This window comes from Mesorhizobium sp. LNHC229A00, from assembly GCF_000502415.1.
In the GTDB taxonomy this organism is placed as follows: Bacteria; Pseudomonadota; Alphaproteobacteria; order Rhizobiales; family Rhizobiaceae; genus Mesorhizobium.
In genome coordinates this window covers 699,749-723,815 of record NZ_AYWQ01000006.1, presented here as the reverse complement: position 1 = coordinate 723,815, position 24,067 = coordinate 699,749, and the positions used below count along the sequence as shown (strand labels likewise).

Below are 24,067 nucleotides of genomic sequence, written 5' to 3'. Positions count from 1 at the left end.
TCTTGGCCGCGCGCCGCAAAGCGACGACGCAAATATCGCGACTGGCGCACCGCGCCAGCGGCACGGCTGCGTCCAACCGCATGGTGCCGGAGGAGACGCCGGTGGCGTTCTCGTTCGCCGGCACCACGCATGCGGTGATGATGGCGAGCCCCGCCGATTTCGAGGATTTCGCGCTCGGCTTCTCGCTCACCGAAGGCATCATCGCCGCGCCTGATGAGATCGAAGCGATCGAGGTCGAGGATCATGGCGCCGGCATCGACATCCAGATCCGGTTGAAGGACCAGGCCAATACGCGCTTCGAGGCGCGGCGGCGGCGGCTTGCCGGACCGGTCGGCTGCGGGCTGTGCGGCATCGAATCGATCGAGGAGGCGATGCGCTCGGTCGATGTGGTCGGTGCGTCGAAGCTTACGCTCAATGCCGACGACCTCACCCGTTCGGTCAAGCTGCTGTCGAAAGTGCAGCCGCTGCATACAGAGACTGGCGCCGTGCATGCCGCCGGCCTCTACGTGCCCGGCAAGGGCGTCGTCATGGCGCGCGAGGATGTCGGCCGCCACAATGCGCTGGACAAGCTGGCGGGAGCGCTGGCCAAGGCCAATATCGATGGCGCATCGGGCGCCGTCGTGGTGACCAGCCGTGTTTCGGTCGAGATGGTGCAGAAGACGGCGGCGATCGGTTCAGCCTTCATCATTGCCGTCTCGGCGCCAACGGCACTTGCCATCCGCACCGCAGAAGAAGCCGGCATGACGCTGGTGGCGCTGGTGCGCGGCGACGATTTCGATGTTTTTACCCACCCCGACCGGGTGATTTCGGGAGTTGCCCAGCATGTCGCATGACGAAGACCACATCACGAGCACGGGGGAAAAGCTGGTGCGCATGGCCAACCAGATCGCCGCCTTTTTCCACTCCAGGCCACGCGAGGAAGGCGTTGCCGGCGTCGCCGAGCATATCAACAAGTTCTGGGAGCCGAGAATGCGGCGCCAGTTCTTCGAGATGTTGGACAGCGGCGGCGAAGATTTCGACGAACTGGTCGTAGTGGCAGCGGCAAGGATCAAGCGGCCGATCACGCCAGCCGAGGCTGATTTGAAACTTGGAATCAAGGTCCCTCCGGGCGACCTTGCAGGCGCTCAAAAATAGCCGCAGGCCGCGCCGGCCTATATTTCTCCCTGCTAAAGTTTAAGCTGCCGCTATCGGCGCGGCTCTGCTATGGTTCACGACCAGAAATCGTCAGGCCGGGCGCAAGAAACTCGTGAGGCCGATCGAGACCCGATATGCCCTCAGTGGCGAGGTGCGGATCGCCTATCAGGTGGTCGGCCAGGGCTCGTTCGATCTCGTCTTCGTGCCGGGCTTCATTTCCAATCTCGACCTGCATTGGGAAGACGAGGGCTATACCAGGCTCTTGAGGCGGCTTTCGGCATTCTCGCGGCTGATCCTGTTCGACAAGCGCGGCACGGGTCTTTCCGACCGTGTCGATGCGCACAACCTGCCCAGCCTCGAAACGAGGATGGACGATGTGCGCGCGGTGATGGACGCCGCCGGCAGCGGCCGTGCCGCCCTGCTTGGCGCTTCCGAAGGCGCGCCGATGGCAATGCTGTTCGCCGCTACCTATCCGGAGCGGACGCGAGCGCTGACGCTCTATGGCGGCTATGCGCATTTCCACAAATGGGTGATGTCGCCGGAACGCCTCGACGCCTTCATCGCCACGGCCGAGACGGCCTGGGGTACGGGCGCTACCTTGCCCAATTTCGCGCCGGGCCGGGTCGACGACGCGCATTTCACCCAGTGGTGGGCGCGTTTCGAGCGGCTGTCGGCGAGCCCGACGGCAGCAGCGGCGCTGGCGCGGATGAACGCGGGAATCGATGTGCGCGGCGTGCTGGCGGCGATCAGCGCACCGACGCTGATCATCCATCGCCGCAACGACGGGCGGGTCGATCCTGACGCCAGCCGCTTCCTGGCCAAAACAATCCCTAATGCGCGGCTGGTCGAGATTCCGGGGCGCGATCATCCGATCTGGACGGGCGATGTCGACCGGGTCGCCGACCTCATCGAGGAGTTCCTGACCGGCGAGCGCGCCGTCTCGGAAGCGGACCGCGTGCTGGCGGCACTTCTAGTGACGCGCATATACGATACGACGCGGATGGGCGACCGTATGTGGAGCGAACGCAGCGAGCGGTTCCAAGAAACCTGGCGGTTGCTGGTCGGGCGCCATGGCGGCCGCGCGCTGGGTACGCAGGGGGAAATGATGATTTCGCGCTTCGATGGGCCGGCGCGCGCCATACGCTGTGCGGCGGCGCTGCGCGAGGCGGCGCAAGGGATCGGCGTGGCCAGCGCGCAGGGCGCGCATGTCGGCGAGATCGAACTTCGCGGGCCGCCCGTGGGGTTGACGGCGCGGGTGACAATGCAACTCGCCGCGCATGCCAGCCGAGGCGATATTCTCGCGTCGCGGCTGGTCGCGGATCTGGCAACCGGCTCGGGGCTGCATTTCGAAGACGCCAGCCGGGTGACGCTGGACGATCTGGACGAGCCGATGGCGCTGGTGCGGGCAATGTCGGAACAACATCTGGAGCCCGACTGCCGCGCCAGGACCAAAACGACCGAACCAGCCGTGCTGACGGCAAGGGAAAGCGAGGTGGTGAGCCTGATTGCCGACGGCAAGAGCAATGCCGCGATTGCCGTCGAACTCAGGCTGAGCGAGCACACGGTCAAGCGCCACGTCGCCAACATACTGCTCAAGCTCGACCTGCCGTCGCGAGCGGCCGCGGCGGCATTTTCCGCCAGGCAGACTGGCCCGGACGGGCCATGAGAGCCATGGCGCTTTCGGGCGAAGCAGGCGCACCGCTATAGGCGCTATCAATTCCCCCATGCGGGCCAAGGCGGATATCGCCGGAAAGGCGCTGCGAACGGAGGATGAAATGACCAAGTCAAAACTGAATGTCAGATCATTTGTGATCGCGGCGGGCATTGGCGCGCTGTTCACGATCACTCCGGCGAGAGCCGAGGATGCATCGGCGGCAACCTACAAGGACATCGAGGCGACGCTCGGCTCGGTGCCGGATATGTTCAAGACACTGCCTGACGTCGCCATCGCCGGGGCCTGGGCCGAGATCAAGGGCGTCCAGCTCAACCCCAAGACGGCGCTCGACGGCAAGACCAAGGAGCTGATGGGGCTGGCGGTCGCGTCGCAGATCCCGTGCCAGTATTGCATCTATTTCCACACCGAGGCCGCCAAGCTCAACGGCGCCAGCGACGAGGAAATCAAGGAGACGATCGCGATGGCGGCGATCGTGCGCCACTGGTCGACGATCCTCAACGGCAGCCAGGTCGATCTCGCGACCTTCAAGAAGCAGACCGACAACGTCTTCGCTGCCGTCAAGGCAAAGTCACAGTGAAAATCCCTGCCTGGCGGCGAGCGCCGGGTAGTGCCTACCGAATATCAACCGCCCGATCGTGAAGACGGGCACATGGAGGATAAAATGCTGACCAAGACCCAAGCCGTGGATGGCCCGGCGATCAAGAAGGCGATCGAGGGCCGCGACGGCAAGATGCTGTCGAGCTTCTATGCCGATGACGCGCTGGTGCGGGTGATCGACCGCAACAACCCGCCGAGCAAGCCGCGCGAAGTCCGCGGCCGCGCGGCGATCACCACCTTCTGGGACGACATCTGCAGCCGGGCGATGACCCACAAGGTCGACACCACGATCGCCGACGGTGACAGCCTGGCCTTCACCCAGGCCTGCTCCTATCCGGATGGCACGAAAGTGTTTGCCGCGGCGATGCTGGAGCTGAAGAACGGCCGGATCGCACGGCAGACGGTCGTGCAGGCCTGGGACGAGTAGATCAACCGCAGAGCCTGGTCATCCCGATTGAAGCGGGACGGACCCTGTTTCCGTGCTGGGGCATGATCTTTCCGAAAGTCGGTCCAGTTTCGCTAAACGCGGACCTTCGGTTCGGGATCATGCTGTGGCCGCAACCCTGGAGGAGAAGAAGATGTTCAGCGCCAGATGGCAGATCGACGCAAAGTTCGGGCATAAACAGACCGTGCTTGACCTGTTGAAGAAATGGGAGCGCGAGATCGGCTCGCAGGTCGGCCTAACCGACCTCAAGTTCCAGATCATGACCGGATCGATCGGTGCCCGTGAAGCGACGGTCGAGTCGCACCACCAGGTTGAAAGCCTGGCTCAGTTGGAGGCGATGTTCGCCAAGATCGGCAAGATCGACGCGCACGCCAAATGGGGCAAGGAGATGGAGCCCTATGTCGTGTCGGGCACCAGCCTGTGGAACATCTATCGCATTGTGGAGTAGCGGCTGGAGTTCTTCTCCCGTTCACGGGAGAAGATGCCGGCAGGCAGATGAGGAGCAGCGTCGGCATCGCAGAAGCTTGCACTGCCCCTCATCCGGCGACCGGCCCTTCGCTACGGCTGCGGGCGTGCGTCGCTTCAATCGACAAATCGTTGTCGATTGATCGCCTGCGGCGACCGCTTCTCACCCATGCGCAACCATCACATGGCGCACGGCGGTATAGTCCTCCAGCGCATAGAGCGACATGTCCTTGCCGTAGCCGGATTGCTTCAGGCCGCCATGCGGCATCTCGTTGGTCAGCATGAAGTGGGTGTTGATCCAGGTGCAGCCATATTGCAGCCGCGCGGCGGTGGCCATGGCGCGTGAAACATCCTTGGTCCACACGGATGACGCCAGGCCGTAATCGCTGTCGTTGGCCCAGTTCACGGCCTCGTCCACTTCCGTGAAACGGGTTATCGAAACGACGGGGCCGAACACTTCGCGGCGCACGATCTCGTCCTCCTGCAGCGCGCCGGCGACGACGGTCGGCTGGTAGTAGAAGCCGGTGCCCTCGCCCGGCTTGCCGCCGGTGGTGATCTCGATGTGCTTCAGCTCCGAAGCACGTTCCACGAAGCTTGAGACGCGGTCGCGCTGGCGCCGCGAGATCAGCGGCCCGATCTCGTTCTCGGTATCGTCTGATAGATTGTATTTGATTGTCGAGACAGCGGCGGAGAGGTCGGCGACCAACTTGTCGTAGATTTTCTTACCGGCGTAGATGCGGCAGGCCGCGGTGCAGTCCTGGCCGGCATTGTAGTAGCCGAAGGCGCGCAGTCCGTTGACGACGGCGCCGAGGTCGGCATCGTCGAAGACGATGACCGGCGCCTTGCCGCCGAGTTCCAGATGCGTGCGCTTGACCGATTTTGCGGCGGCCTGCAGCACCTTCTTGCCAGTGGCGACGTCGCCAGTGATCGAGATCATGTTGACCTTGGGCTGATTGATCAGCGTGTTGCCGACGCTGTCGCCCCGGCCAAGCACGACGTTGACGACGCCGCGGGGCAGGACATCGGCCAGGATCGTCGCCAGCTTCAGCGCCGTCAGCGGCGTCTGCTCCGACGGCTTGAAAACCACCGTGTTGCCGCCGGCAATCGCCGGCGCCAGCTTCCACGCCATCATCATCAGCGGATAGTTCCAGGGCGCGATCGAGGCGACGATGCCGATCGGATCGCGGCGGACCATCGAGGTGTGGCCGGGCAGATATTCGCCCGCGACCACACCCGGCATCGAACGCACCGCACCGGCAAAGAAGCGGTAGCAGTCGACGATGGCCGGGATTTCGTCATTGAGCACGGCATTGATTGGCTTGCCGCAATTCAACGCCTCCAGCGTCGCGAACTCCTGCGCTTCGGTCTCGATGCGGTCGGCGATCTTCAGGAGGTAGCCGGAGCGCTGTGCCGGCGTGGTGCGCGACCACAAGGCGAACGCCTTTTCGGCGGCGCTCACTGCCGCCTCGATCTGTGCCTGACTGGCCTCGGGCAGGTTGAGGATGGTCGCCCCGGTCTTCGGATTGAGGATCGGCTCCTCGGTTTCGGTGCCCTTCTCGAATTGCGAGCCGATCAGCATCTGGGTGTCCATCGGTGTCTCCTTGGGCAGAAGCGAATGGGGTAATTAGTGAGTAGTGAGTAGTGAGTAGATTTCGGCCGCTATTTAATTACTCACTACTTTCATTTGCCCGAACCGGCGATCTGGTCGCCGTCGCGGGTCAGGTAATAGGCAAACAGGATCGGCAGCAGCGTCACCAGGACGACGACCATGGCCACGATATTGGTGACCGGGCGCTGGCGCGGGCGGATCAGTTCCTCCAGCATCCAGATCGGCACGGTCTGCTGCTGGCCGGCGGTGAAGGTGGTGACGATGACCTCATCGAACGAGAGGGCGAAGGCCAGCATGCCGCCGGCGAGCAGTGCGGTGGCGATGTTGGGCAGCACGACATGGCGGAAGGTCTGGAAGCCATCGGCGCCGAGATCCATCGAGGCCTCGATCATCGAACCGGAGGTGCGGCGGAAACGAGCGACCGCGTTGTTGTAGACGACGACCACGCAGAAAGTGGCGTGGCCGAGCACGATCGTCCAGAACGAGAACGGGATCTCGGCCAGTGAAAAGGCCGAGCGCAGCGCGATGCCGGTGATGATGCCGGGCAGCGCGATGGGCAGGATGACCAGCAGCGAGATGGTCTCGCGGCCGAAGAATTTCGTCTGTGACACCGCGCCGGCACAGAGCGTGCCGAGCAGCAGCGCGATCGCGGTCGACATGGCGGCGACGCGCACCGACAGCGACAACGCTTCCCAGACATCGGGCCGGTTCCAGGTGACGGCGAACCATTGCGTGGTCAGCCCCGGCGGTGGCCAGACGAAACTCTTCTCCTCCGTGGTGAAGGCGTAGACGAAGATCAGCAGGATCGGCAGATGCAGGAAGAGCAGGCCGCTGGCGGCGGCGATCTTCAGGCCGAGGGGAGCGGATTGACCACGGTCAGAGCGCATCGAAGGCTCCCATGCGCTTGGCGCCCCAGAGATAGAAGCCCATGGTGACGATGGGGACCACGGTGAAGGCGGCGGCGAGCGGTATGTTGCCGGCGGTGCCTTGCTGCGAATAGACGGCCTGGCCGATGAAGAGGCGCGAAGTACCGATGATCTGCGGGATGATGTAGTCGCCCAATGTCAGCGAAAAGGTGAAGATCGAACCGGCGACGATGCCGGGCAGCGCCAGCGGGAATAAGACGTTGCGGAATGTCTGCCTCGGCGAAGCACCAAGATCGGACGAGGCCTCGACCAAATTGCCAGGCACCCGCTCGAGGGCTGCCTGAACGGGAAGGATCATGAACGGCAGCCAGACATAGACGAAGACGATGAAGGTGCCGGTGAACGACACCGACAGCGAATTGCCGCCGACGACCGGCAGCGACAGCCAGGCCTCGAGCAGCCACAACAAATGCAGCTTGGCGAGCAGCCAGGTTAAAATGCCTTCCTTGGCCAGGATCAGCTTCCAGGCATAGATCTTGACCAGGTAGCTCGACCACAGCGGCAGCATGACGCCGAGATAGAACAGCGCCTTCCAGCGGCCGCGCGCATAACGCGCCGCGTAGTAGGCAATCGGAAAGGCGACGATGGCCGAAGCCAGCGTGACCAAGGCCGCCATTGTCACCGTGCGCAGGATGATATCGAGGTTGGCGGCCTGCAACAGGTCGCCATAGGTCTTCAGCGTGAACTGGCGGTTGATGAGGCCGGAGAACTCGTCGATGGAGAAAAAACTCTGCGCCAAAAGCGCGAACAACGAGCCGATATAGACGATGCCGAGCCACAGCACCGGCGGCAGCAGCATCAGCAGGAGCAGGACTTTTGGCCGGCGCCAGAAGAGGTCGGAAAGCGCACCGCGCATGCCGCCGCTGCCGGATAGAATGGCGGGGCCGGGTTTGACGTTGAGGGCGGTGATCGTCATGGCTTTTTCGAAGGGCCGAGATCTGTCGCGCAAACCATCATCATACCGGCTCGTCCATCAGGTGCAGATGCTCGCGGTTGAAGGTGAGCACCACCGCCTCGCCCTCCCCAGGCAAAGCAGTGCCGGCCGGCACCACGGCGTGCAGTTTCAACCCGTCGGCATCCAGCGCCAGCCTTGTCGTGGCGCCCAGATAGTTGGTCGAGACGAGGCGTGCGGCGACGCCTTCGCTGCTCGCCGCGCGGCCGACACGAATGGATTCAGGGCGCAGGCTCCCCCAGCGGCGCTGGCCGCCATAACGCTGGACGAAATCCGGCGGCAGCACGTTGGAGGAACCGACGAAATCGGCGACGAAACGCGTGCTCGGCCGCTGATAAATATCCTCGGGCGTGCCGATCTGCATGACCCTGCCATCGTTGAAGACGGCGACGCGATCGGCCATGGACAGCGCCTCGCCCTGGTCGTGAGTGACGAAGACGAAGGTGATGCCGAGCGCCTTCTGCAGTGACTTCAGCTCTTCCTGCATGTTTTCGCGCAGCTTGAGGTCGAGCGCGCCGAGCGGCTCGTCGAGCAGCAGCACCTTGGGCTGGTTGACCAGGGCACGGGCGAGCGCGACACGCTGGCGCTGGCCCCCGGAAAGCTGGCCGGGCCGGCGCGCGCCATAGCCGGGCAATCGCACCAGCGACAGCGCTTCTTCCGCCGCCTTGTGCCGCTCGGCCTTGCCGATGCGCTTGACCATCAGCCCGTAGGCGACGTTGTCGAGCACATTGAGATGCGGGAACAGCGCGTAGTCCTGGAACACGGTGTTGACGTTGCGGCGGTAAGGCGGCACGCCCTCGGCCCGCTCGCCGAAGATCGAGATCGAACCCGCCGTCGGCTGCTCGAAGCCGGCGATGAGACGCAGGCACGTGGTCTTGCCCGAACCGGACGGCCCGAGCATGGCGAAGAATTCGCCTGGCGCGATGTCGAGATCGACAGCGTCGACAGCGCGAACGCTGCCGAAATGACGCGAGGCTTTTTGAAAGGAAACGGCTGATGTCATGGGGTGTCCTGCAATGTGCCAGGCTCTTCAATTGAGGCGTCTGTGCTGCCCCTCATCCGCCTGCCGGCACCTTCTCCCCGTATGGTGACGGGGAGAAGGAAGCTGGTCGCGATGTTGGCGCTTATTCTGCAACGGGAGAAATGTCCGGAAGGACAATGAGGGGCAGCGCCAAGTTCTCGGTAAACGAATTTACCGCCCGCCGATGACGCCGATATAGTCCGACACCCAGCGGTAGTAAGGCACGCACTGGTCGTTCTGGGTGGCGCATTTGGAAACCGGCGTCTTCCAGAACTTGATCTTGTCGAAATTGTCGTAGCCGTTGGTCTTGCAGCCTTCCTCGCCGAGCAGCTCGTTGCCCTTGCAGGCGGCCGGCACGACCGGCAGCGAGCCGAACCAGGCGGAGACATCGCCCTGCACCTTCGGCGCCAGCGAATGCTCGAGCCACATATAGGCGCAGTTCGGGTGAGCGGCGTCGGCTTCCATCATGGTGGTGTCGGCCCAGCCGGTGACGCCTTCTTCCGGCACGGTCGAGGCGACCGGCTTCTTGGCGGCGACCAGCGTGTTGACCTGGTACGGCCACGAGCCGGATGCGACGACGCCTTCGTTCTGGAAATCGTCGACCTGAATGGCCGCGTCGTGCCAGTACCGGCCAACCAGCGTGCGCTGGACGCGCAGCAATTCGAGCGCCGCCTTGTACTGGTCCTCGTTCAATTCGTAGGGGTCCTTAATGCCGAGTTCCGGCTTGTGGAACATCAAATAATTGGCGGCGTCCGCGATATGGATCGGTCCGTCATAAGCCTGGACGCGGCCTTTGTTGGACTTGCCATCCGGCAGCTTCATCTCCTCGAAGACGACGTTCCAGCTCTTCGGTGCTTCCTTGAAGACCTCGGTGTTGTACATCAGGATGTTGGGACCCCACTGATAGGGAACGCCGTAATGCACCTTGTCGACGGTGAACCAGGGCGCGTCCTTCAGCCGGTCGTCGACCGTCTTCCAACTCGGGATGAGATCGGTGTTGATCGGCTGCACGCGCTTGCCGGCAACGAGCCGCAGCGAGGCATCGCCCGAAGCCGTGACGAGGTCGAAGCCGCCCTCGTTCATCAGCGAGACCATTTCATCCGAGGTGTTGGCGGTCTTGATGTTGACCTTGCAACCGCTCTCCTTCTCGAAGGCGCTCACCCAGTCGTAGCCCTTGTCGGTCTCGCCGCGCTCGATGTAGCCCGGCCAGGCGACGATGTTGACCTGACCTTCGCCCTTGCCGAGTTCCTTGACCTGGGCGATCGCCTGACCGGAGAAGGTCAGCGCGACCGTCAAGGCAGTGCACGACTTCAGGAATGAATGCATATCGATCTCCCATTTTGGCGCGTGATCCTGAAACCGCTCCGGTTGTCGCCAGATCACGCGCGGACTGAAAAACTTGTCAGCTCCTCCGTTGGACTTGACGCCACTCTGATGGCAGCTTTGGTCCCTCCAACGGAAGGTGCTTTGAAAATTCCGGTTTCGCAAATTCATTTGTCAGAAGGCCGATATCGGTTTTTCCGATATACTCCCTCAGGCCAGCGCCGTTACCAGCCAGCAGGCGGCCTGACCATCCTTTAGAAAGGGGCCAAGGCCGCGGGCAACACCGTAATGATTTTTTCGCCCGTCGCCTGGTCGGCCTCGCGGAGCGGGGCGGCGACCGGGCCTAGCCGGGTGGCATATGACATCAGATCCCCTTCGGCGATCTTACATGGCAAGTTCGCTTATCTGACTTCGATTGACGACCAGCCGCTCGCTTCAAGTATCCGTTTCACCTTGGCGCCGTCAGGCTTGCCGGCGCCGGCCACTTCGAGGTTGCTCCGTTCGGGCCTTTCAAAGTGGAGCCGGTTCCCGCCACAAAGCGCAAGCGCAAGCGCAAGACTGGCGGCGTCGCCTGGAGCAGACCACTTCTAGCGGCGCACCGTCCGCTGCGACTGGGCAAGGCCCACAAAGTCCCGCGCCGCGGCGGCCAGGCCAGATCCCCGCCGCCAGACCATGCCAACCTGCACCACCGGCAAGGAACCGGAAATGTCGCGCGATTCGATACGGTCTCCCTCCAGCGACCAGGGTCGGTAGACGAGGTCAGGCAGCAGTGCAACGCCGGCACCGGTGGCGACGAGGCTGCGCACGGCTTCCACGGAACGGGTGCGGAAGGCGACATGCGGTCTGGCGCCGATCGCTGTCAGCAGTTTGCCGGTGTTTTCCTCGATCTCGTCAACGGTCAGCATGATCAGCGGTTCGGAGGCGATATCGCCGATGCCGATAATGTCGGCGCCAGCCAGGGGATGGCCGAGCGGCAGCCACAGCCGGTAAGCCGAGACTTCGAGGATTTCCGATTGCAGTGCAGTGCGGTCGCGCAAATTGGAGGTGACCATGACGGCAATGTCCAGCTTGCCGCCAATCAGGAGATGTTCGAGGTAGTCGCCATTGTCCTCGATGGCCGAGACCTCGACACCTGGATAGGCGCGGCGGTAGCGTGAGAGCAGGTCCGACAGCACATAGCCGGCGACCAGCGAGGTGACGCCGAGTTGCAGCCGCCCGCCGGCCACAGCCTGTTCGCCGGAAAAAGAGCGGCGGGCGTCGGACACGTCGGCGAGAATCTTTGTCGCGTGGCGCAGGAACTGGTGGCCCTTGTGGGTAATGTTGAGGCCGCGCGGATGGCGCTCGAACAGTTCGACGCCAAGATCGCTTTCAAGTTCCTTGATCGCCTCGGTGACCGACGATTGCGAGATGGAGAGGTTTTGCGCCGCGCGCGATACCGTGCCTTGCTCGGCGACGGCGATGAAGAACTGCAACTGCCGGATGGTGAAGGCCATTGCTGGACTAAACACCGCCGCAACCGCGAAGAAAAGCCGATGGCGAAGCTTATCCCATGGCTGGATGCCTGACCGTGGCTCAGCCCAGCATCGGCCGGATGCGCCGCCAGCATGCCGGGCCATAGCGCAAGACAAGCATGAATGCCGTTTCCAGCGCCAGGACAATAGCGATGATACGAAAGCCGACTGCGAGCGGGCTTTGGCCACTGCCATGCAGCGCATAGCCTGTAAGCAGAAAGCCGGCATTCCAGAGCGTGGCTCCGGTTAGCGTCGCGACCACAAAGGGTAAGGCTGGCAGGCTGAGCGCGCCGGCCGCGATCGGCAAATAGTTGCGCACCGTCGGAATGAACTGCGCCAGCAGGGAAACCCGGACATGGTTGCGGCGATAGGCCTGACCAAGCTGGCGGTAGGTCTTGGGGCGCAAGAAGACATATCCGCCGAACCGCTCGACCAGCCTGTCGGCGCGATCGATTCCGATCCGGCGGCCTACAGTGTACCAGACGAGACAGCCTGTCATTGAGGCCAGCGTGGTCACGCCAAGCAGGATTGCCAGCGTCGCATCGTCAGGCGCCGCCGTCATGCCGAGGAACAGCAGCAGCACATGCGAGGGCGGGATCGGCAGGATCTTCTCGGTAAAGGCGAGGCAGAAGACGCCGAACAGGCCGAAGCCGAGAATGGTTGCCAATGGTCCCGTCATGCGATGCGCCAGTCGTAGGTTCCTGACGTCTTGAGCCTGGCGATGCGATAGACCGTCGCCGGCGGGAAGTTGCGAAAGGTATGGCCAACCCGCGTAACCCCGAGATCGAGCCTGTCGGGCAGCGACTGGTCGAATGGGCACCGTAGTCCGAGCGTGAACTGGTAAAGCGCTGCGCCCGGGCGAAGGTTCGCGAAAACAGCTTCGAGAATGGCAAACGTCCTGCGCGGCGAAATCAGGCGAAAGGGCAAGCCGCTGACGGCTGCGCCAATCGCAGGCCGGTGGAAGAGCGAAAGATGGCGCAGACCGACGGCGTCCATTTCAAAAATCCGGGCAGCTGGAAAACGACGCGTGAGCAGTGCGGCAAAATCCGAATCGGATTCGATCAGCGTCAAATCTTCCTCCTTCACCCCGCGCGACAGCAGCGCCCTCGTGAACGGCCCGGTTCCTGGGCCGAGTTCCAGGACGGGCCCACGCTCGGGTCCAATGTCGCGGGTTATCAATGCCGCCAGGCTGGAGCTGGACGGCGTGACGGAGCCGACCCTGAACGGCGCGACGGTCCACGCCATGAGAAAAGACAGAGCATCATTTGCGGGCATGGTAACCTCAATCCCGGACAACATCACGCCAACCGGTTGGTGTGGCCACGTGATTTCGTTTCAGCGCCATTGGTTTCGAACGTCAGGCCCGACCTGTTGCATATTCGGGCCTGACGCCTTCACGCCGGCGCGAGCGATTCGTGCCGACCCGGCGTTGTTTGCCGCGACTGGGTTGCATAGACATTGCGCAATCTCGCTGAGGCTAAGAAAGTGCCTGTCGACCGCGGTCCTTCGGCTTTGCCATGTTTACGCAATGTTGGCGCGGTAGCGCCCGACGCAGTGTTTCGAGGGATTGTCGATGCGTATCTTGCTGGTCGAAGACGAACCCGAGATGGTCTCGGCCCTGCGTGCCGCGCTGAAGCGCCACGATATGGTGGTCGATCACGCCGGCACATTGCTGGAGGCGGAGGGGTTCGTTGCCGTCGATAGCTATGACGCCATCCTGCTCGACCGCCAGTTGCCGGATGGCGACGGGCTGTCGCTGGTGCCGAGACTGCGTTCGGCCAGGAACACCACGCCCGTGCTGGTGCTGACGGCGAGAGGCGACACGTCGGACAAGGTCGATGGGCTGGACATGGGCGCGGACGACTATCTGGCAAAGCCATTCGCGTTCGAGGAACTGCTTGCCCGGTTGCGCGCGCTGCTCAGGCGCCCGGCGCCGCTGCAGTCGCAGTTTATCCGCGCCGGCGATCTGGTGCTCGACGTCGGACATCGCGAAGCCTCTATCCGCGCCGAACCGCTCAGCCTGCCGCGCCGCGAACTCCTTGTGCTGGAGGCTCTGATGCGCCGCACCGGCCGCATGGTGCAGCGCGAGGCGCTCATGGAGGCGGTGTTCGGCCTCGACGACGAGATCCAGTCCAACGCACTCGACACGCACGTCTCGCGCCTGCGCCGCAAGCTCGCCGATGCTGGGGTGACGATCAACGGCATTCGCGGCGTCGGCTATCTCCTGCGCGAGACGACATGAGCGCCAAGCGATGAGCCTCAAGCGCCCGCATTCGCTGAAATGGAGCCTGGTGCTGCGCATCGCCTTGCTGCAATGCGCCATGCTGACCCTGATCATCGTCGGCATTCTCGGCGCCATGCTGGCCACCGGTCTTATCCCGCACGACTACGAGGACGGCACGATGGACGTGCTGGCGGATGCGGTGACACGCGATGCCGGCGGCAAGTTGGTCCTGCGTACGACCTCCGACCTGACGAAGCTGCGGTCGGGTGTTCCCGACCTCTGGTTCATCATTCGAGACAAGCAGGGGCAACGGCTGCAGGAGGGGACCGTGCCGCCCATCTTCCAGCCTTTCACCGGATTGCTGGATACGATCAGCGACGCCCGGATCGACCATGCAATTGGACAAGCCGCGCCGCCGGAGGGAAAGATCCGCTGGACCGACACGATGGCTGGCAATGTCCAGATTTTCAGCGGCACCAAGGGCGGGCTTTCGCTGCTGCGTCTGCTCGGCCAGGCGCCGCAATTCTTCCTGCAAGGCATATTGCCCCTCGCCGGGCTGATGGCGCTGGCCACGCTGTTCGCGACGCCTTGGGTGGTGCGTGGCGCTTTGTCGGGCCTTGGCCATGCGGCGACCGAGGCTGAGCGCATCGACATCGACCAGCGGGGCGTGCAGTTGCCGCTCAAGGACGTACCGACGGAAGTGACGCCGCTGGTCAAGGCCGTGAATGCCGCCCTTGCGCGCCTCGACAAGGGCTATGAGCGCCACAAGCGCTTCCTTACCGACGCCGCCCATGAGCTCAGGACACCGGTCGCCATCCTCAACACGCGCCTCGCCGCGCTGCCGGCGACACCGGAGCGGGCACGGCTGCTGCAGGACGCGGCCAGGCTTTCGACGCTGACCGACCAGTTGCTCGACCTGCAGCGCCTCGACCGGCAGACGTCGCCGTTCGAAGCGGTCGATCTCGTGGCGACCGCGCGCGGCGTTATCGTCGACCTCGCGCCGATGGCGTTTTCTGCCGGTTACGAAATGTCGTTCGAGCCGGAACGGGACACGATTTTCGCCAACGGAGACCGCACCGCCATCGAGCGCGCGGTGACCAACATCGTTCAGAACGCCATCGAGCATGGCGGCCGCGCTGGCAAGATCACCGTCAGCGTCACAACGCCCGCCATCATCGAGGTCCGGGACGAAGGCGACGGCGTCCCGCCGGGTGAGCGGAAGCGCATCTTCGAGCCCTTCTACCGGCTGCGCCCGCAGGATCATGGCGCCGGCCTCGGCCTCAATCTCGTGCAGGAAATCATGTATCTCCATGGCGGCCGCATCGATATCCTCGATGGCAAGCCCAGCGGCGCCTGCTTCAGGATGAGTTTTCGCGCTTTACCGGTTTAGCATTGCCGCCAACCTCGCAACGACTTGTCCATCTCGTCGATGGCCGGAAGGCTGGCGTGAAGGCGATATTCACCGCGCCACTCAACACGATTCGAGCCCGCTGGCCGAGCAGCTCGGCCGCGGCCTCAAGGACGGCCTGCTCGGCCCGATGATATCAGTCGATGACAGGCAGCAAACGACGGTTCCCGCGTCTTCGGCCGGTGACGCGGCACCCGCGATGCACAACATCGCCTTCCGCGTGTCGAGCGGCACCTTCGCGGGCGTGTGCGCCCACCAGTCGCTGGTCTTCGCCTAAATTCCGCCGGCGACGCTGAGGCGCGCCCCGGCTTGCGCCAGTGCCGCGGCAATGTCTTGCGGCGGCGCGCGGTCGGTGGCGAGTTCGGAAAAGCCGTCGAAGCCGCAGACCTGGACCAGGCCCTGGCGGCCGAACTTCGTGTGGTCAGTGACGACCAGCGAGCGCTGGCCCCGCGACAGCACCATGCGGGCGAATTCCGCCTCGTCCAGATCAAAGTCCATGACACCCGTCACCGCATCCACGGCGCCGGTGGAGATGATGGCGTGGCTGACCGTGAAGCGGCTGACGAACTCGATGGCCGATGTCCCGAACGCGGCGCCTGAATCGCTGCGCAGCTCGCCGCCAGCCATATAGACCTTGTTGCCGTTGATGGTGGCAAGGGTGCGGGCGATGTCGGACGAGTTGGTGACGACCGTCAGGCGCCGGTGGCCGAGCAGTTCGCGCGCCAGGAACGAGGTCGTGGTGCCGGTGTCGAGCATGATCGATTCGCCGTCGCGGATGGTGGCCGCGACCGCGCGGGCAATGCTTCGCTTGGCGTCGGCATGCTCGCGCATGCGCCGTTCGAACGGCGCTTCGCCGACCATCGACGGCAGGCCTATGGCGCCATGCATCTTCAGAACCGAGCCGTCGCCGGTGAGCGGCTTGACGTCGCGGCGCACGGTCTCGAGCGAAACGCCCAGCCTGTCGGCCAGGCTGGCGATGGTGACGGTCCCCTCCTCCTGCAACAACCGCAGGATCTCGCCATGCCGTTTCGAGTGGTTCATATGGGCGTCCCGAAAAATGACCGTTTCTAAGGCATTCCTAGCGCATTTAAAGGACTGGCCCATGCTTTCGGGCAAAACACCCAAAAAAAGTCACATCTTTTTATTGACAGAAGAGCAACCTCGGCGTGAAATTCACCTTCAACAGGGTTCGGAACTGCAGCGGGATGTAATTGGCAGAGCCGCAATTCACTGACCCCAGGCGGCGCGTAACGTGTCTGGCGCAAGGAATTTTCAGATCCGCGGGGGCGGATGCCGGGCTCAAAAACCTGGCCAAGGGGCTCGTCGGTGCGGTGCGGGATACCGATCCTGGCATCCCGCACCGACGAGATTGTTTGCATTCCACTCCGCCGTCGTTGCGCCGCCCATGGCGCCTTGTCGAAGCCCAGCAAACCAGGCCTGCCAACCAGGGATGATCCCGTGATTGCCGAAGACCGCATCCGCGCCCTGCCCTGCTGGACGGGCGCCATCGAGATCGCGCCGCTGCCCGGCGGCCTAAGCAACGCCAATTATGTGGTCACCGATGCGGCCGGCAAACATGTGGTGCGTTTCGGCCAGGATTATCCGTTCCACCATGTCTTCCGCGAACGCGAGGTGATGACCGCGCGGGCGGCTCACGCGGCAGGCTTCGCACCGGCGGTCCGTTACGCCGAACCGGGGATCATGGTGACGGCGTTTCTTGGCGCCAGAACCTATCTGGCCGAAGACGTGCGCGCCAATCTCCGCCGTGTCGCGACTCTGATGCGCGGCTTTCACCGCGAGATGCCCAACCATATCTCCGGCGCCGGCTTCATGTTCTGGGTGTTCCACGTCATCCGCGACTATGCCCGCACGCTTGACGAGGGCAACAGCCGCAAGCGCGGTGACCTGCCGCGCTTTCTGGCGTTGGCCGACGAACTGGAGCGCGCCCAGAAATTGCTGCCGATCGTCTTTGGCCACAATGATCTTTTGCCGGCCAACATTCTGGACGACGGCGGCAGGCTTTGGCTGATCGATTTCGAATATGCCGGCTTCAATACGGCGATGTTCGACCTTGCCGGCGTCGCATCGAACGCAGGCATGAGCGACGAGGAATCCTTCGCCTTCCTGACCGCCTATTTCATGAAGGAACCGGACGAGGCGATCCGCCGCTCGCACGCCGCCATGCAATGTGCCTCGCTGCTGCGCGAGGCGATGTGGAGCATGGTGTCGGAGCTCTATCTCGACGCCCCCGGGATCGATTACGTCGCCTACACCGAGGAAAACCTGGCGCGGCTCGACGCGGCGCTCGAAAACTACCGGACAAAATACGGGATCCTGAAATCATGACCTTGCCTAGCCAGGCCTCGATCGTCGTCATCGGCGGCGGCATCATCGGCTGTTCGACGGCCTATCATCTGGCGCGTGACCACAAGGCCGACGTGGTACTGCTCGAACAGGGCAAGCTGACCTCGGGCTCGACCTGGCATGCCGCCGGCTTGGTCGGCCAGTTGCGCTCGTCGGCCTCGATCACGCGGGTACTGCAATACTCCGTAGACCTCTACAAGGGGCTGGAAGCCGAGACCGGTCTTGCCACCGGCTGGAAGATGACGGGGTGCCTCAGGCTCGCCACCAATGCCGACCGCTGGACCGAATACAAACGGCTGGCGACGACGGCGAAAAGCTTCGGCATGGACATGCAGTTGCTGTCGCCGGCGGAGGTCAAGGCGATGTGGCCCTTGATGGAGACCGGCGATCTTGTCGGCGCTTCCTGGCTGCCGACCGACGGCCAGGCGAGCCCTTCCGACATCACGCAGTCGCTGGCAAAGGGCGCGCGCATGCACGGCGCCAAGCTCTACGAGGACGTGCGCGTCACGGGTTTCGAGATGAAGGGCGACCGCATCACGGCGGTGAAGACCAATCAAGGCGACATTGCCTGTGACAAGGTGGTGAACTGCGCCGGGCAATGGGCGCGGCAAGTCGGCGCGATAGCCGGCATCAACGTGCCGCTGCAGCCGGTCAAGCACCAGTATGTCATCACCGAGAAAATCGCGGGTCTGGCGACCGACGCGCCGACGCTGCGCGACCCCGATCGGCGCACCTATTTCAAGGAGGAGGTCGGCGGGCTGGTGATGGGCGGCTATGAGCCGAACCCGCAGGCCTGGACGACCAATCTTCCCGGGGGCGACGTGCCCAATGATTGGGAGTTCCGGCTGTTCGACGACGACTACGATCATTTCGAGCAGCACATGGCACAGGCGATCGCGCGAGTGCCGGTGCTGGAGACGGTCGGTGTCAAGCAGATGATCAACGGGTCGGAAAGCTTTACGCCGGACGGCAATTTCATCCTCGGTGTGGCGCCCGAATGCGCCAACATGTTCGTCGGCGCCGGCTTCAATGCCTTCGGCATCGCCTCGGGCGGCGGCGCCGGCTGGGTGCTGGCGCAATGGGTGGTCGACGGCGAGGCGCCCCTCGACCTTTGGGTGGTCGACATCAGGCGTTTTTCCAACCTGCACCGCGACCGGCAATGGGTGAGTGAACGTACGCTGGAAGCCTATGGCAAGCATTACGCGATCGGCTTCCCGCACGAAGAATACACCAGCGGCCGGCCGCGCATCGTCTCGCCGCTCTACGACAGATTGAAAGACCATCGCGCCGTGTTCGGCTCCAAGCTCGGCTGGGAACGGCCGAACTGGTTCGCGCCGGAGGGCATCGAGCCGAAGGACATCTATTCGATGGGCCGGCAGAACTGGTTCGCCGCCGTCGGCGACGAACATCGGCACGTGCGCGGGCATGTCGGCATCTTCGACCAGTCGTCCTTCGCCAAGTACGAGCTGAGCGGGCCCGATGCGGCGAGGGCACTGGACTGGATTTGCGCCAACGATGTCGGCAAGCCGGTCGGCCGGCTGACCTACACGCAACTCCTCAACTCGCGTGGCGGCGTCGAGGCCGACCTGACCGTGTCGCGGCTGGCCGAGGAGAAATTCTATATCGTCACCGGCACCGGGTTCCGCACCCATGATGCCTCTTGGATCAGCGACCATATTGGCCACGGCCTCGATGCCCAGCTCGCCGATGTCACCGAGGATTTCGGCACGCTGTCGCTGATGGGACCACGTGCTCGCGATGTGCTTTTGGCGGTCACCGATGCGGATGTTTCGAATGCCGGCTTCCCGTTCGGCCATGTGCGCGAGATCACAATAGCTGGTCACACCGTCCGGGCGCTTCGTGTGACATACGTGGGCGAATTGGGCTGGGAACTGCATGTGCCGATCGCGGCCACCGGCGAAGTCTTCGACGCGCTGATGGCGGCCGGCCGGGAACACGATATCCGCCCGGTCGGCTACCGCGCGCTGGAATCGCTGCGGCTGGAAAAGGGCTATCGCGCCTGGGGCTCCGACATCACGCCCAACGACACACCGCTGGAAGCCGGGCTGGGCTGGGCGGTCAAGTTGCGCAAGAACACCGACTTCGTCGGACGGCGCGCACTCGAGAAGGTTGGCGGCGCGTCGCTGAAGAAGCGCTTTGCCGGCTTCACGGTCGACGATCCGGAGATCGTGCTCGTCGGACGCGAGACCATCCTGCGCGATGGCCAGCCGGTCGGCTATCTCACCAGCGGCGGCTATGGCTACACGGTGGGAAAGAACATCGGCTACGGCTATGTGCGCAACGCCGACGGAGTAAGCGACGATTTTCTCGCCTCGGGCAGCTATGAACTGGTGGTGGCGATGGAGCGGACGCCGACCAAAATTCATCTTGAGCCGCTATACGACCCGGCAATGGAGCGCGTGAAGGCTTAACTCACGCGCAAAGCGAGGCCACGGCTAGGGACGGTCTCGGCCTCGCCTGGCATTGAGACATATGGTCGTGTTTCCTCGACCCGCGTGACCGAACCTTGCGCCTCGAGTTCGGCGATGCGCCCGGCAAAACCGTGATCCCACAACGTGTTCTTGACCGTCAGCACGATCACCCCACTTGGCCGACAGATGCGGATCAGTTCGTCCATCCCCTCGGCGCCGACATGGCCCGACGTAAAGACGCCGGCCGAGATGATGCCGGCATAGGTGTTGTCGGCAAAAGGCAAGGCGCCGCCGAGCGCCAGGCAATGCAGCGCCGAATAGACGCCCTTGCGTGCGGCCTGATCCAGCATGCCTTGCGAGATATCCAGCGCCTCGACCTGGGGATAGCCGGCAATATCGAGCCACTCGCCTATCAGCCCGGTACCAGCCCCGGCGTCGAGCAGCGGGGCTGACCCGCGCGCCAGATGGCGAGCGAGCAAAGCAAGGCAGATGGTGGGGTGGCGGTAGCCGGCCGCCGACATGTCGGCGTCGTAGGTTTGCGACCAGCGGTCGTATAGTGCGGCCACCTCTTCCGGGCGCTTGGCCGCGTAGACCTCGCCGAGCGCGCCTTGATGTTTGCTGTCCGCCACGTGCCTCACCAACTTCCTTGTCTTGCCGGATGATAGCCAAACGGGGAAAATTGTGGAACCGTGCCGCCAATAAATAACGCGCGGGGACGCAGGCATGGGAACAGACGAGGCGCGGGCAAAACTTGCCACCATTCCGGCGCTGGCGGGCTATACCGGGCCGCTGGAACGGCTCGGCGGCTTGACCAACCTCGTCTTCAAGGCCGGCGATTACTGCCTGCGCATTCCAGGCAAAGGCACCGAGGAATACATCAACCGCGCCAACGAGGCGATTGCCGCGCGTGAGGCGGCAAAAGCCGGGGTCAGTCCCGAAGTGCTGCATGCCGACGCTGCCAGCGGCCTGATGGTGACGCGCTACATCGCCGGCGCGGAGACGATGTCGCCGGATAAATTCAGGGAGCGGCGGGGCAGCCCGGCCCGAGCGGCCGAGGCCTTCCGCAAGCTGCACGCGTCCGGCGCGGTGTTCCCCTTCCGCTTCGAGCTGTTTTCGATGATCGACGACTATCTCAAAGTACTGTCGACCAGGGATGTCGCCCTGCCCGCCGGCTATCATGACGTGGTGCGCGAGGCAGAAAGCGTGCGCTCGGCCTTGGCCGTCCGCCCCTTGCCTCTCGTCGCCTGCCATTGCGACCCGCTGTGCGAGAATTTCCTCGACACGGGCGAGCGGATGTGGATCGTCGACTGGGAATATTCGGGGATGAACGACCCACTCTGGGATCTCGGCGACCTCAGCGTGGAAGGCAAGTTCGATGCGAACCAGGACGAAGAGCTGATGCGCGCCTATTTCGGCGGCGAGGCGAAGCCCGCGGAGCGCGGCCGCATCGTCATCTACAAGGCGATGTGCGACCTGTTGTGGACGCTGTGGGGGCTGATCCAGCCTGCCAACGAAAATCCCGTCGACGATTTCCGCGCCTATGCCGACGGCCGCTTCGCCCGCTGCAAGGCGCTGATGGAAACAGAGGAGTTTTCGCGGCACCTGGCGGCGGTGCGCAAGGGCTAGGCACCAGAAATCTGCCCCTAGTTCACGCCTTTCGGCACGTTCTCCGGCGGCACCGTGGTGTCTACCACCTTCTGGCGGTGGAAGATGAACATGCCGGCCAGGACGATGATGCCCGAGCCGATCAGGATGCGCGGGCCGGGAACGTCGCCGAAGAACACCAGCCCGAACACCACCGCCCACAAGAGCAGCGTGTAGTGCAGCGGCGCCAGCGTCGAGGCCGGCGCCAGTTTCAGCGCCCTGGTGATCATCAGATGCGCCCCGCAGGAAACGATGCCGAGCAGCAGCATGGCGCCGAAATCAAGCGCAGACGGCGTCTTCCAGGCGCCGATGGTGAGGGCGCCGCCAACCGCCAGCGTGCCGATCGTCTGCCATGTCACCAGATTGGTATCGCTGGTGCCGCGCAGGCGCCGGTTGAGGATGATGGCGAAGGCGAAGGCAAGGCTGCCGACAAGCGCGAAACTGGATGACAGCGAAAACGCCGCAGAGGACGGTTTCAGCATGATCACCACACCGCAGAAGCCGATCAGGATCGCCACCCAACGGCGCCAGCCGACCTTTTCGCCAAGCAGGAAATGCGATAGCGCCGCCACATAGATCGGCCCGGCCATGTAGAAGCTCATCACATCGGCAAGCGGCAGATAGACGACTGCGGCGTAGAACAAGGCGGTGTCCAGCGTCGTCGCCACCACGCGCAGGATCTGCAGCCCGGGCCGCTCCATCTGGAACAGTTTGCCGGCGCCCTGGTTGGCGATCATCGGGCCGAGCACGATAAAGGCGCCAATCGAGCGGATCAGCACCACCTGGCCGACGGAGAAACTGGCGACAAGCCACTTGCCCATCGCATCGTTGAGCGCAAACAGGAAGTCGCCGGCCAGCATCAGCAGGATGCCGGCCAGGAGGACGTTCTTGATTGTGGAACTCCGCGCCACGGGTTGCGTCATGCCGATCCCGATTCCTCCCTCGCTTACGCCGCGTCGTAGACCGAAGCGGCTGCTTTGACGAGGCGAAATCAGGAAATCGGTAAGACCAGCATGGGGAATCGGCTGTATCTAGGTGGTTATGTGCCTGCGGTTGACAAGTGCCGGCCTGCCAGGAAGTGAAAGCCTGGTATCCTGCCTCGTCCGTTCCGCCACCATCTTGCCCCTGGCGATGACGCAGATGCGCTCGGCGCGCAGGCGCAGAGCCTCGATCGGATTGCCGGCATCGAGGATCACCAGGCTGGCGCGCTTGCCGACGCCGAGGCCGAGATGGTCGAGGCCCATGATCGCGGCATTGACGTTGGTGACCATGTCGAAGCAGCGCGCCATGTCGGCGGGGCTCGACATCTGGGCGACATGCAGGCCCATGAAGGCAACGTCGAGCATGTCGGCGGTGCCGAGCGAATACCAGGGGTCGAGCACGCAATCCTGACCCCAACCGACACGGATGCCCAGCGCCAGCATCTCCTTGACGCGCGTCATGCCACGCCGCTTCGGGAACGTGTCGTGGCGGCCCTGCAGCATGATGTTGATCAGCGGATTGGGGATCGCGGAAACGCCGGCTTCGGCGATCAGCGGCAGAAGCTTCGAAACGTAGTAATTGTCCATCGAATGCATCGAGGTGAGGTGCGAACCGGCCACCCTGCCCTGCAGGCCGAGGCGCTGCGCTTCGTAGGCGAGCTGTTCGATGTGGCGCGACAGCGGGTCGTCGGTCTCGTCGCAATGCAGGTCGACCATGAGCCCGCGTTTTGCCGCGATCTCGCACAGTTCGGTGACCGAGCGCGTGCCATCAGCCATGGTGCGCTCGAAATGCGGGATGCCGCCGACGATGTCGACGCCCATGTCCAGCGCGCGAATGGTGTTTTTTCGCGCCGTCGGCGAGCGATAGAAGCCGTCCTGCGGGAAAGCGACCAATTGCAGATCGATATAGGGGGCGACGGTTTTCTTGACCTCCAGCAGCGCCTCGACGGCCAGCAGCCGGTCATCGCAGACGTCGACATGGGTCCGGATGGCGAGCAGCCCCATCGACACCGCCCAGTCGCAATAGGCGAGCGCCCGGTCACGTACGGCCTCGTGCGTCAGGAGCGGCTTCAGTTCGCCCCATAGCGCTATGCCTTCGAGCAGCGTGCCCGACGCGTTGATGCGTGGAAGGCCGTAGGACAGCGTGGCGTCCATGTGGAAATGTGGATCGACGAAGGGCGGCGACACCAGATTGCCACGGGCGTCGACCTCGGTCCGTCCTGGACCCTTGAGCTTCGGCTCGATCGCAGCGATCGTCTCGCCGGTAATGCCGATGTCGGCGATGCCGCCATCCGGAAGCCTGCCGCCGCGCACAATAAGATCGAAATCCATCTGTCATCATCCCGCTTGAAGAATC

The 24,067-nt window shown here is 63.7% G+C and carries 24 protein-coding genes; 12 read left to right on the top strand and 12 right to left on the bottom strand.

Going from position 1 to position 24,067, the window contains the following annotated elements:
- Positions 1-2: 2 nt before the first annotated feature.
- The 6 genes from fdhD to X742_RS154020 all read left to right on the top strand — a co-directional run bounded on the left by fdhD (position 3) and on the right by X742_RS154020 (position 4,299).
- Entirely contained in the window at positions 3-833 is an 831-nt protein-coding gene (gene fdhD, locus X742_RS153995; protein ID WP_023772574.1) for a formate dehydrogenase accessory sulfurtransferase FdhD, read from the top strand.
- On the top strand, positions 823-1,134 hold the full coding sequence (locus tag X742_RS154000) for a formate dehydrogenase subunit delta (RefSeq protein ID WP_023772573.1): 312 nt from the start codon (positions 823-825) through the stop codon (positions 1,132-1,134). Before fdhD ends, X742_RS154000 begins: the two co-directional genes overlap by 11 nt.
- Before the next feature lie 112 nt (positions 1,135-1,246).
- Positions 1,247-2,800, top strand: a complete 1,554-nt coding sequence (locus X742_RS154005; protein WP_023772572.1) for an alpha/beta fold hydrolase — start codon at positions 1,247-1,249, stop codon at positions 2,798-2,800.
- Positions 2,801-2,909: 109 nt separating this feature from the next.
- On the top strand, positions 2,910-3,386 hold the full coding sequence (locus tag X742_RS154010; protein WP_023772571.1) for a carboxymuconolactone decarboxylase family protein: 477 nt from the start codon (positions 2,910-2,912) through the stop codon (positions 3,384-3,386).
- 84 nt (positions 3,387-3,470) lie between these two features.
- Positions 3,471-3,833 carry a nuclear transport factor 2 family protein gene (locus X742_RS154015; protein WP_023772570.1) on the top strand — a complete coding sequence of 121 codons (363 nt, stop codon included), beginning with the start codon at positions 3,471-3,473 and terminating at the stop codon, positions 3,831-3,833.
- A gap of 151 nt (positions 3,834-3,984) precedes the next feature.
- Positions 3,985-4,299, top strand: a complete 315-nt coding sequence (locus X742_RS154020) for a hypothetical protein (protein ID WP_023772569.1) — start codon at positions 3,985-3,987, stop codon at positions 4,297-4,299.
- 180 nt (positions 4,300-4,479) lie between these two features.
- On the opposite strand, the gene X742_RS154025 is transcribed toward X742_RS154020, so the two are convergent.
- From X742_RS154025 to X742_RS154060, 8 genes are all read right to left on the bottom strand, one after another.
- Positions 4,480-5,907: a gamma-aminobutyraldehyde dehydrogenase gene (locus X742_RS154025; RefSeq protein WP_023772568.1), complete on the bottom strand. Its 1,428-nt coding sequence runs from the start codon at positions 5,905-5,907 to the stop codon at positions 4,480-4,482.
- A gap of 89 nt (positions 5,908-5,996) precedes the next feature.
- Entirely contained in the window at positions 5,997-6,812 is an 816-nt protein-coding gene (locus X742_RS154030) for an ABC transporter permease (RefSeq protein WP_023772567.1), read from the bottom strand.
- On the bottom strand, positions 6,802-7,767 hold the full coding sequence (locus tag X742_RS154035) for an ABC transporter permease (RefSeq protein WP_023772566.1): 966 nt from the start codon (positions 7,765-7,767) through the stop codon (positions 6,802-6,804). Before X742_RS154035 ends, X742_RS154030 begins: the two co-directional genes overlap by 11 nt.
- A gap of 40 nt (positions 7,768-7,807) precedes the next feature.
- Entirely contained in the window at positions 7,808-8,806 is a 999-nt protein-coding gene (locus tag X742_RS154040; protein ID WP_023772565.1) for an ABC transporter ATP-binding protein, read from the bottom strand.
- A 189-nt stretch (positions 8,807-8,995) separates the two neighbouring features.
- A complete protein-coding gene (locus tag X742_RS154045; RefSeq protein WP_023772564.1) occupies positions 8,996-10,150 on the bottom strand; it encodes an ABC transporter substrate-binding protein in 1,155 nt (384 codons plus the stop codon).
- A 584-nt stretch (positions 10,151-10,734) separates the two neighbouring features.
- Positions 10,735-11,640, bottom strand: coding sequence for a LysR substrate-binding domain-containing protein (locus X742_RS154050; protein WP_015314134.1), 906 nt, complete (start codon positions 11,638-11,640; stop codon positions 10,735-10,737).
- Between the two features lie 79 nt (positions 11,641-11,719).
- Positions 11,720-12,337 (bottom strand): DedA family protein, encoded by a 618-nt coding sequence (locus tag X742_RS154055; protein ID WP_023772562.1) that lies wholly within the window; start codon positions 12,335-12,337, stop codon positions 11,720-11,722.
- On the bottom strand, positions 12,334-12,954 hold the full coding sequence (locus X742_RS154060) for an rRNA adenine N-6-methyltransferase family protein (RefSeq protein WP_245275548.1): 621 nt from the start codon (positions 12,952-12,954) through the stop codon (positions 12,334-12,336). Before X742_RS154060 ends, X742_RS154055 begins: the two co-directional genes overlap by 4 nt.
- A gap of 277 nt (positions 12,955-13,231) precedes the next feature.
- Between X742_RS154060 and X742_RS154065 the strand changes: the two genes are divergently transcribed.
- The 3 genes from X742_RS154065 to X742_RS1000000175705 all read left to right on the top strand — a co-directional run bounded on the left by X742_RS154065 (position 13,232) and on the right by X742_RS1000000175705 (position 15,567).
- On the top strand, positions 13,232-13,900 hold the full coding sequence (locus X742_RS154065) for a response regulator transcription factor (RefSeq protein WP_023772560.1): 669 nt from the start codon (positions 13,232-13,234) through the stop codon (positions 13,898-13,900).
- A 10-nt stretch (positions 13,901-13,910) separates the two neighbouring features.
- The gene (locus X742_RS154070; protein ID WP_023772559.1) at positions 13,911-15,272 is read left to right on the top strand and encodes a HAMP domain-containing sensor histidine kinase; all 1,362 of its coding nucleotides are present in this window, start codon (positions 13,911-13,913) and stop codon (positions 15,270-15,272) included.
- A 148-nt stretch (positions 15,273-15,420) separates the two neighbouring features.
- The gene (locus tag X742_RS1000000175705) at positions 15,421-15,567 is read left to right on the top strand and encodes a hypothetical protein (protein ID WP_023772558.1); all 147 of its coding nucleotides are present in this window, start codon (positions 15,421-15,423) and stop codon (positions 15,565-15,567) included.
- On the opposite strand, the gene X742_RS154075 is transcribed toward X742_RS1000000175705, so the two are convergent.
- A complete protein-coding gene (locus X742_RS154075; RefSeq protein ID WP_023772557.1) occupies positions 15,564-16,331 on the bottom strand; it encodes a DeoR/GlpR family DNA-binding transcription regulator in 768 nt (255 codons plus the stop codon). The two genes, X742_RS1000000175705 and X742_RS154075, sit on opposite strands and share 4 nt — an antisense overlap.
- A gap of 417 nt (positions 16,332-16,748) precedes the next feature.
- Here X742_RS154075 and X742_RS154080 point away from each other — a divergent pair, with 417 nt between their 5' ends.
- Complete coding sequence (locus tag X742_RS154080; protein WP_023772556.1) at positions 16,749-17,636, top strand: phosphotransferase family protein; 888 nt, start codon at positions 16,749-16,751, stop codon at positions 17,634-17,636.
- Entirely contained in the window at positions 17,633-20,086 is a 2,454-nt protein-coding gene (locus tag X742_RS154085) for an FAD-dependent oxidoreductase (protein WP_023772555.1), read from the top strand. Before X742_RS154080 ends, X742_RS154085 begins: the two co-directional genes overlap by 4 nt.
- Here X742_RS154085 and X742_RS154090 read toward each other — a convergent pair.
- Positions 20,083-20,715 carry a class I SAM-dependent methyltransferase gene (locus tag X742_RS154090; RefSeq protein ID WP_023772554.1) on the bottom strand — a complete coding sequence of 211 codons (633 nt, stop codon included), beginning with the start codon at positions 20,713-20,715 and terminating at the stop codon, positions 20,083-20,085. The genes X742_RS154085 and X742_RS154090 overlap by 4 nt on opposite strands.
- Before the next feature lie 94 nt (positions 20,716-20,809).
- On the opposite strand from X742_RS154090, the gene X742_RS154095 reads away from it, so the two are divergent.
- On the top strand, positions 20,810-21,712 hold the full coding sequence (locus tag X742_RS154095) for a phosphotransferase family protein (RefSeq protein ID WP_023772553.1): 903 nt from the start codon (positions 20,810-20,812) through the stop codon (positions 21,710-21,712).
- Positions 21,713-21,729: 17 nt separating this feature from the next.
- Here the strand turns inward: X742_RS154095 and X742_RS154100 are convergent, their stop codons facing one another.
- Complete coding sequence (locus X742_RS154100) at positions 21,730-22,653, bottom strand: DMT family transporter (protein WP_023772552.1); 924 nt, start codon at positions 22,651-22,653, stop codon at positions 21,730-21,732.
- 108 nt (positions 22,654-22,761) lie between these two features.
- Positions 22,762-24,042: an amidohydrolase family protein gene (locus X742_RS154105; RefSeq protein WP_023772551.1), complete on the bottom strand. Its 1,281-nt coding sequence runs from the start codon at positions 24,040-24,042 to the stop codon at positions 22,762-22,764.
- Positions 24,043-24,067: the final 25 nt, after the last annotated feature.

What these genes read in the sequence shown, in the direction of transcription:
- X742_RS154000 (WP_023772573.1), top strand. Translation starts at nt 823, where the DNA reads ATGTCGCATGACGAAGACCACATCACGAGCACGGGGGAAAAGCTGGTG.
- X742_RS154010 (WP_023772571.1), top strand. Translation starts at nt 2,910, where the DNA reads ATGACCAAGTCAAAACTGAATGTCAGATCATTTGTGATCGCGGCGGGC.
- X742_RS154015 (WP_023772570.1), top strand. Translation starts at nt 3,471, where the DNA reads ATGCTGACCAAGACCCAAGCCGTGGATGGCCCGGCGATCAAGAAGGCG.
- X742_RS154020 (WP_023772569.1), top strand. Translation starts at nt 3,985, where the DNA reads ATGTTCAGCGCCAGATGGCAGATCGACGCAAAGTTCGGGCATAAACAG.
- X742_RS154025 (WP_023772568.1), bottom strand. Translation starts at nt 5,907, where the DNA reads ATGGACACCCAGATGCTGATCGGCTCGCAATTCGAGAAGGGCACCGAA.
- X742_RS154030 (WP_023772567.1), bottom strand. Translation starts at nt 6,812, where the DNA reads ATGCGCTCTGACCGTGGTCAATCCGCTCCCCTCGGCCTGAAGATCGCC.
- X742_RS154035 (WP_023772566.1), bottom strand. Translation starts at nt 7,767, where the DNA reads ATGACGATCACCGCCCTCAACGTCAAACCCGGCCCCGCCATTCTATCC.
- X742_RS154040 (WP_023772565.1), bottom strand. Translation starts at nt 8,806, where the DNA reads ATGACATCAGCCGTTTCCTTTCAAAAAGCCTCGCGTCATTTCGGCAGC.
- X742_RS154045 (WP_023772564.1), bottom strand. Translation starts at nt 10,150, where the DNA reads ATGCATTCATTCCTGAAGTCGTGCACTGCCTTGACGGTCGCGCTGACC.
- X742_RS154050 (WP_015314134.1), bottom strand. Translation starts at nt 11,640, where the DNA reads ATGGCCTTCACCATCCGGCAGTTGCAGTTCTTCATCGCCGTCGCCGAG.
- X742_RS154055 (WP_023772562.1), bottom strand. Translation starts at nt 12,337, where the DNA reads ATGACGGGACCATTGGCAACCATTCTCGGCTTCGGCCTGTTCGGCGTC.
- X742_RS154065 (WP_023772560.1), top strand. Translation starts at nt 13,232, where the DNA reads ATGCGTATCTTGCTGGTCGAAGACGAACCCGAGATGGTCTCGGCCCTG.
- X742_RS154070 (WP_023772559.1), top strand. Translation starts at nt 13,911, where the DNA reads ATGAGCCTCAAGCGCCCGCATTCGCTGAAATGGAGCCTGGTGCTGCGC.
- X742_RS1000000175705 (WP_023772558.1), top strand. Translation starts at nt 15,421, where the DNA reads ATGATATCAGTCGATGACAGGCAGCAAACGACGGTTCCCGCGTCTTCG.
- X742_RS154075 (WP_023772557.1), bottom strand. Translation starts at nt 16,331, where the DNA reads ATGAACCACTCGAAACGGCATGGCGAGATCCTGCGGTTGTTGCAGGAG.
- X742_RS154085 (WP_023772555.1), top strand. Translation starts at nt 17,633, where the DNA reads ATGACCTTGCCTAGCCAGGCCTCGATCGTCGTCATCGGCGGCGGCATC.
- X742_RS154095 (WP_023772553.1), top strand. Translation starts at nt 20,810, where the DNA reads ATGGGAACAGACGAGGCGCGGGCAAAACTTGCCACCATTCCGGCGCTG.
- X742_RS154100 (WP_023772552.1), bottom strand. Translation starts at nt 22,653, where the DNA reads ATGACGCAACCCGTGGCGCGGAGTTCCACAATCAAGAACGTCCTCCTG.
- X742_RS154105 (WP_023772551.1), bottom strand. Translation starts at nt 24,042, where the DNA reads ATGGATTTCGATCTTATTGTGCGCGGCGGCAGGCTTCCGGATGGCGGC.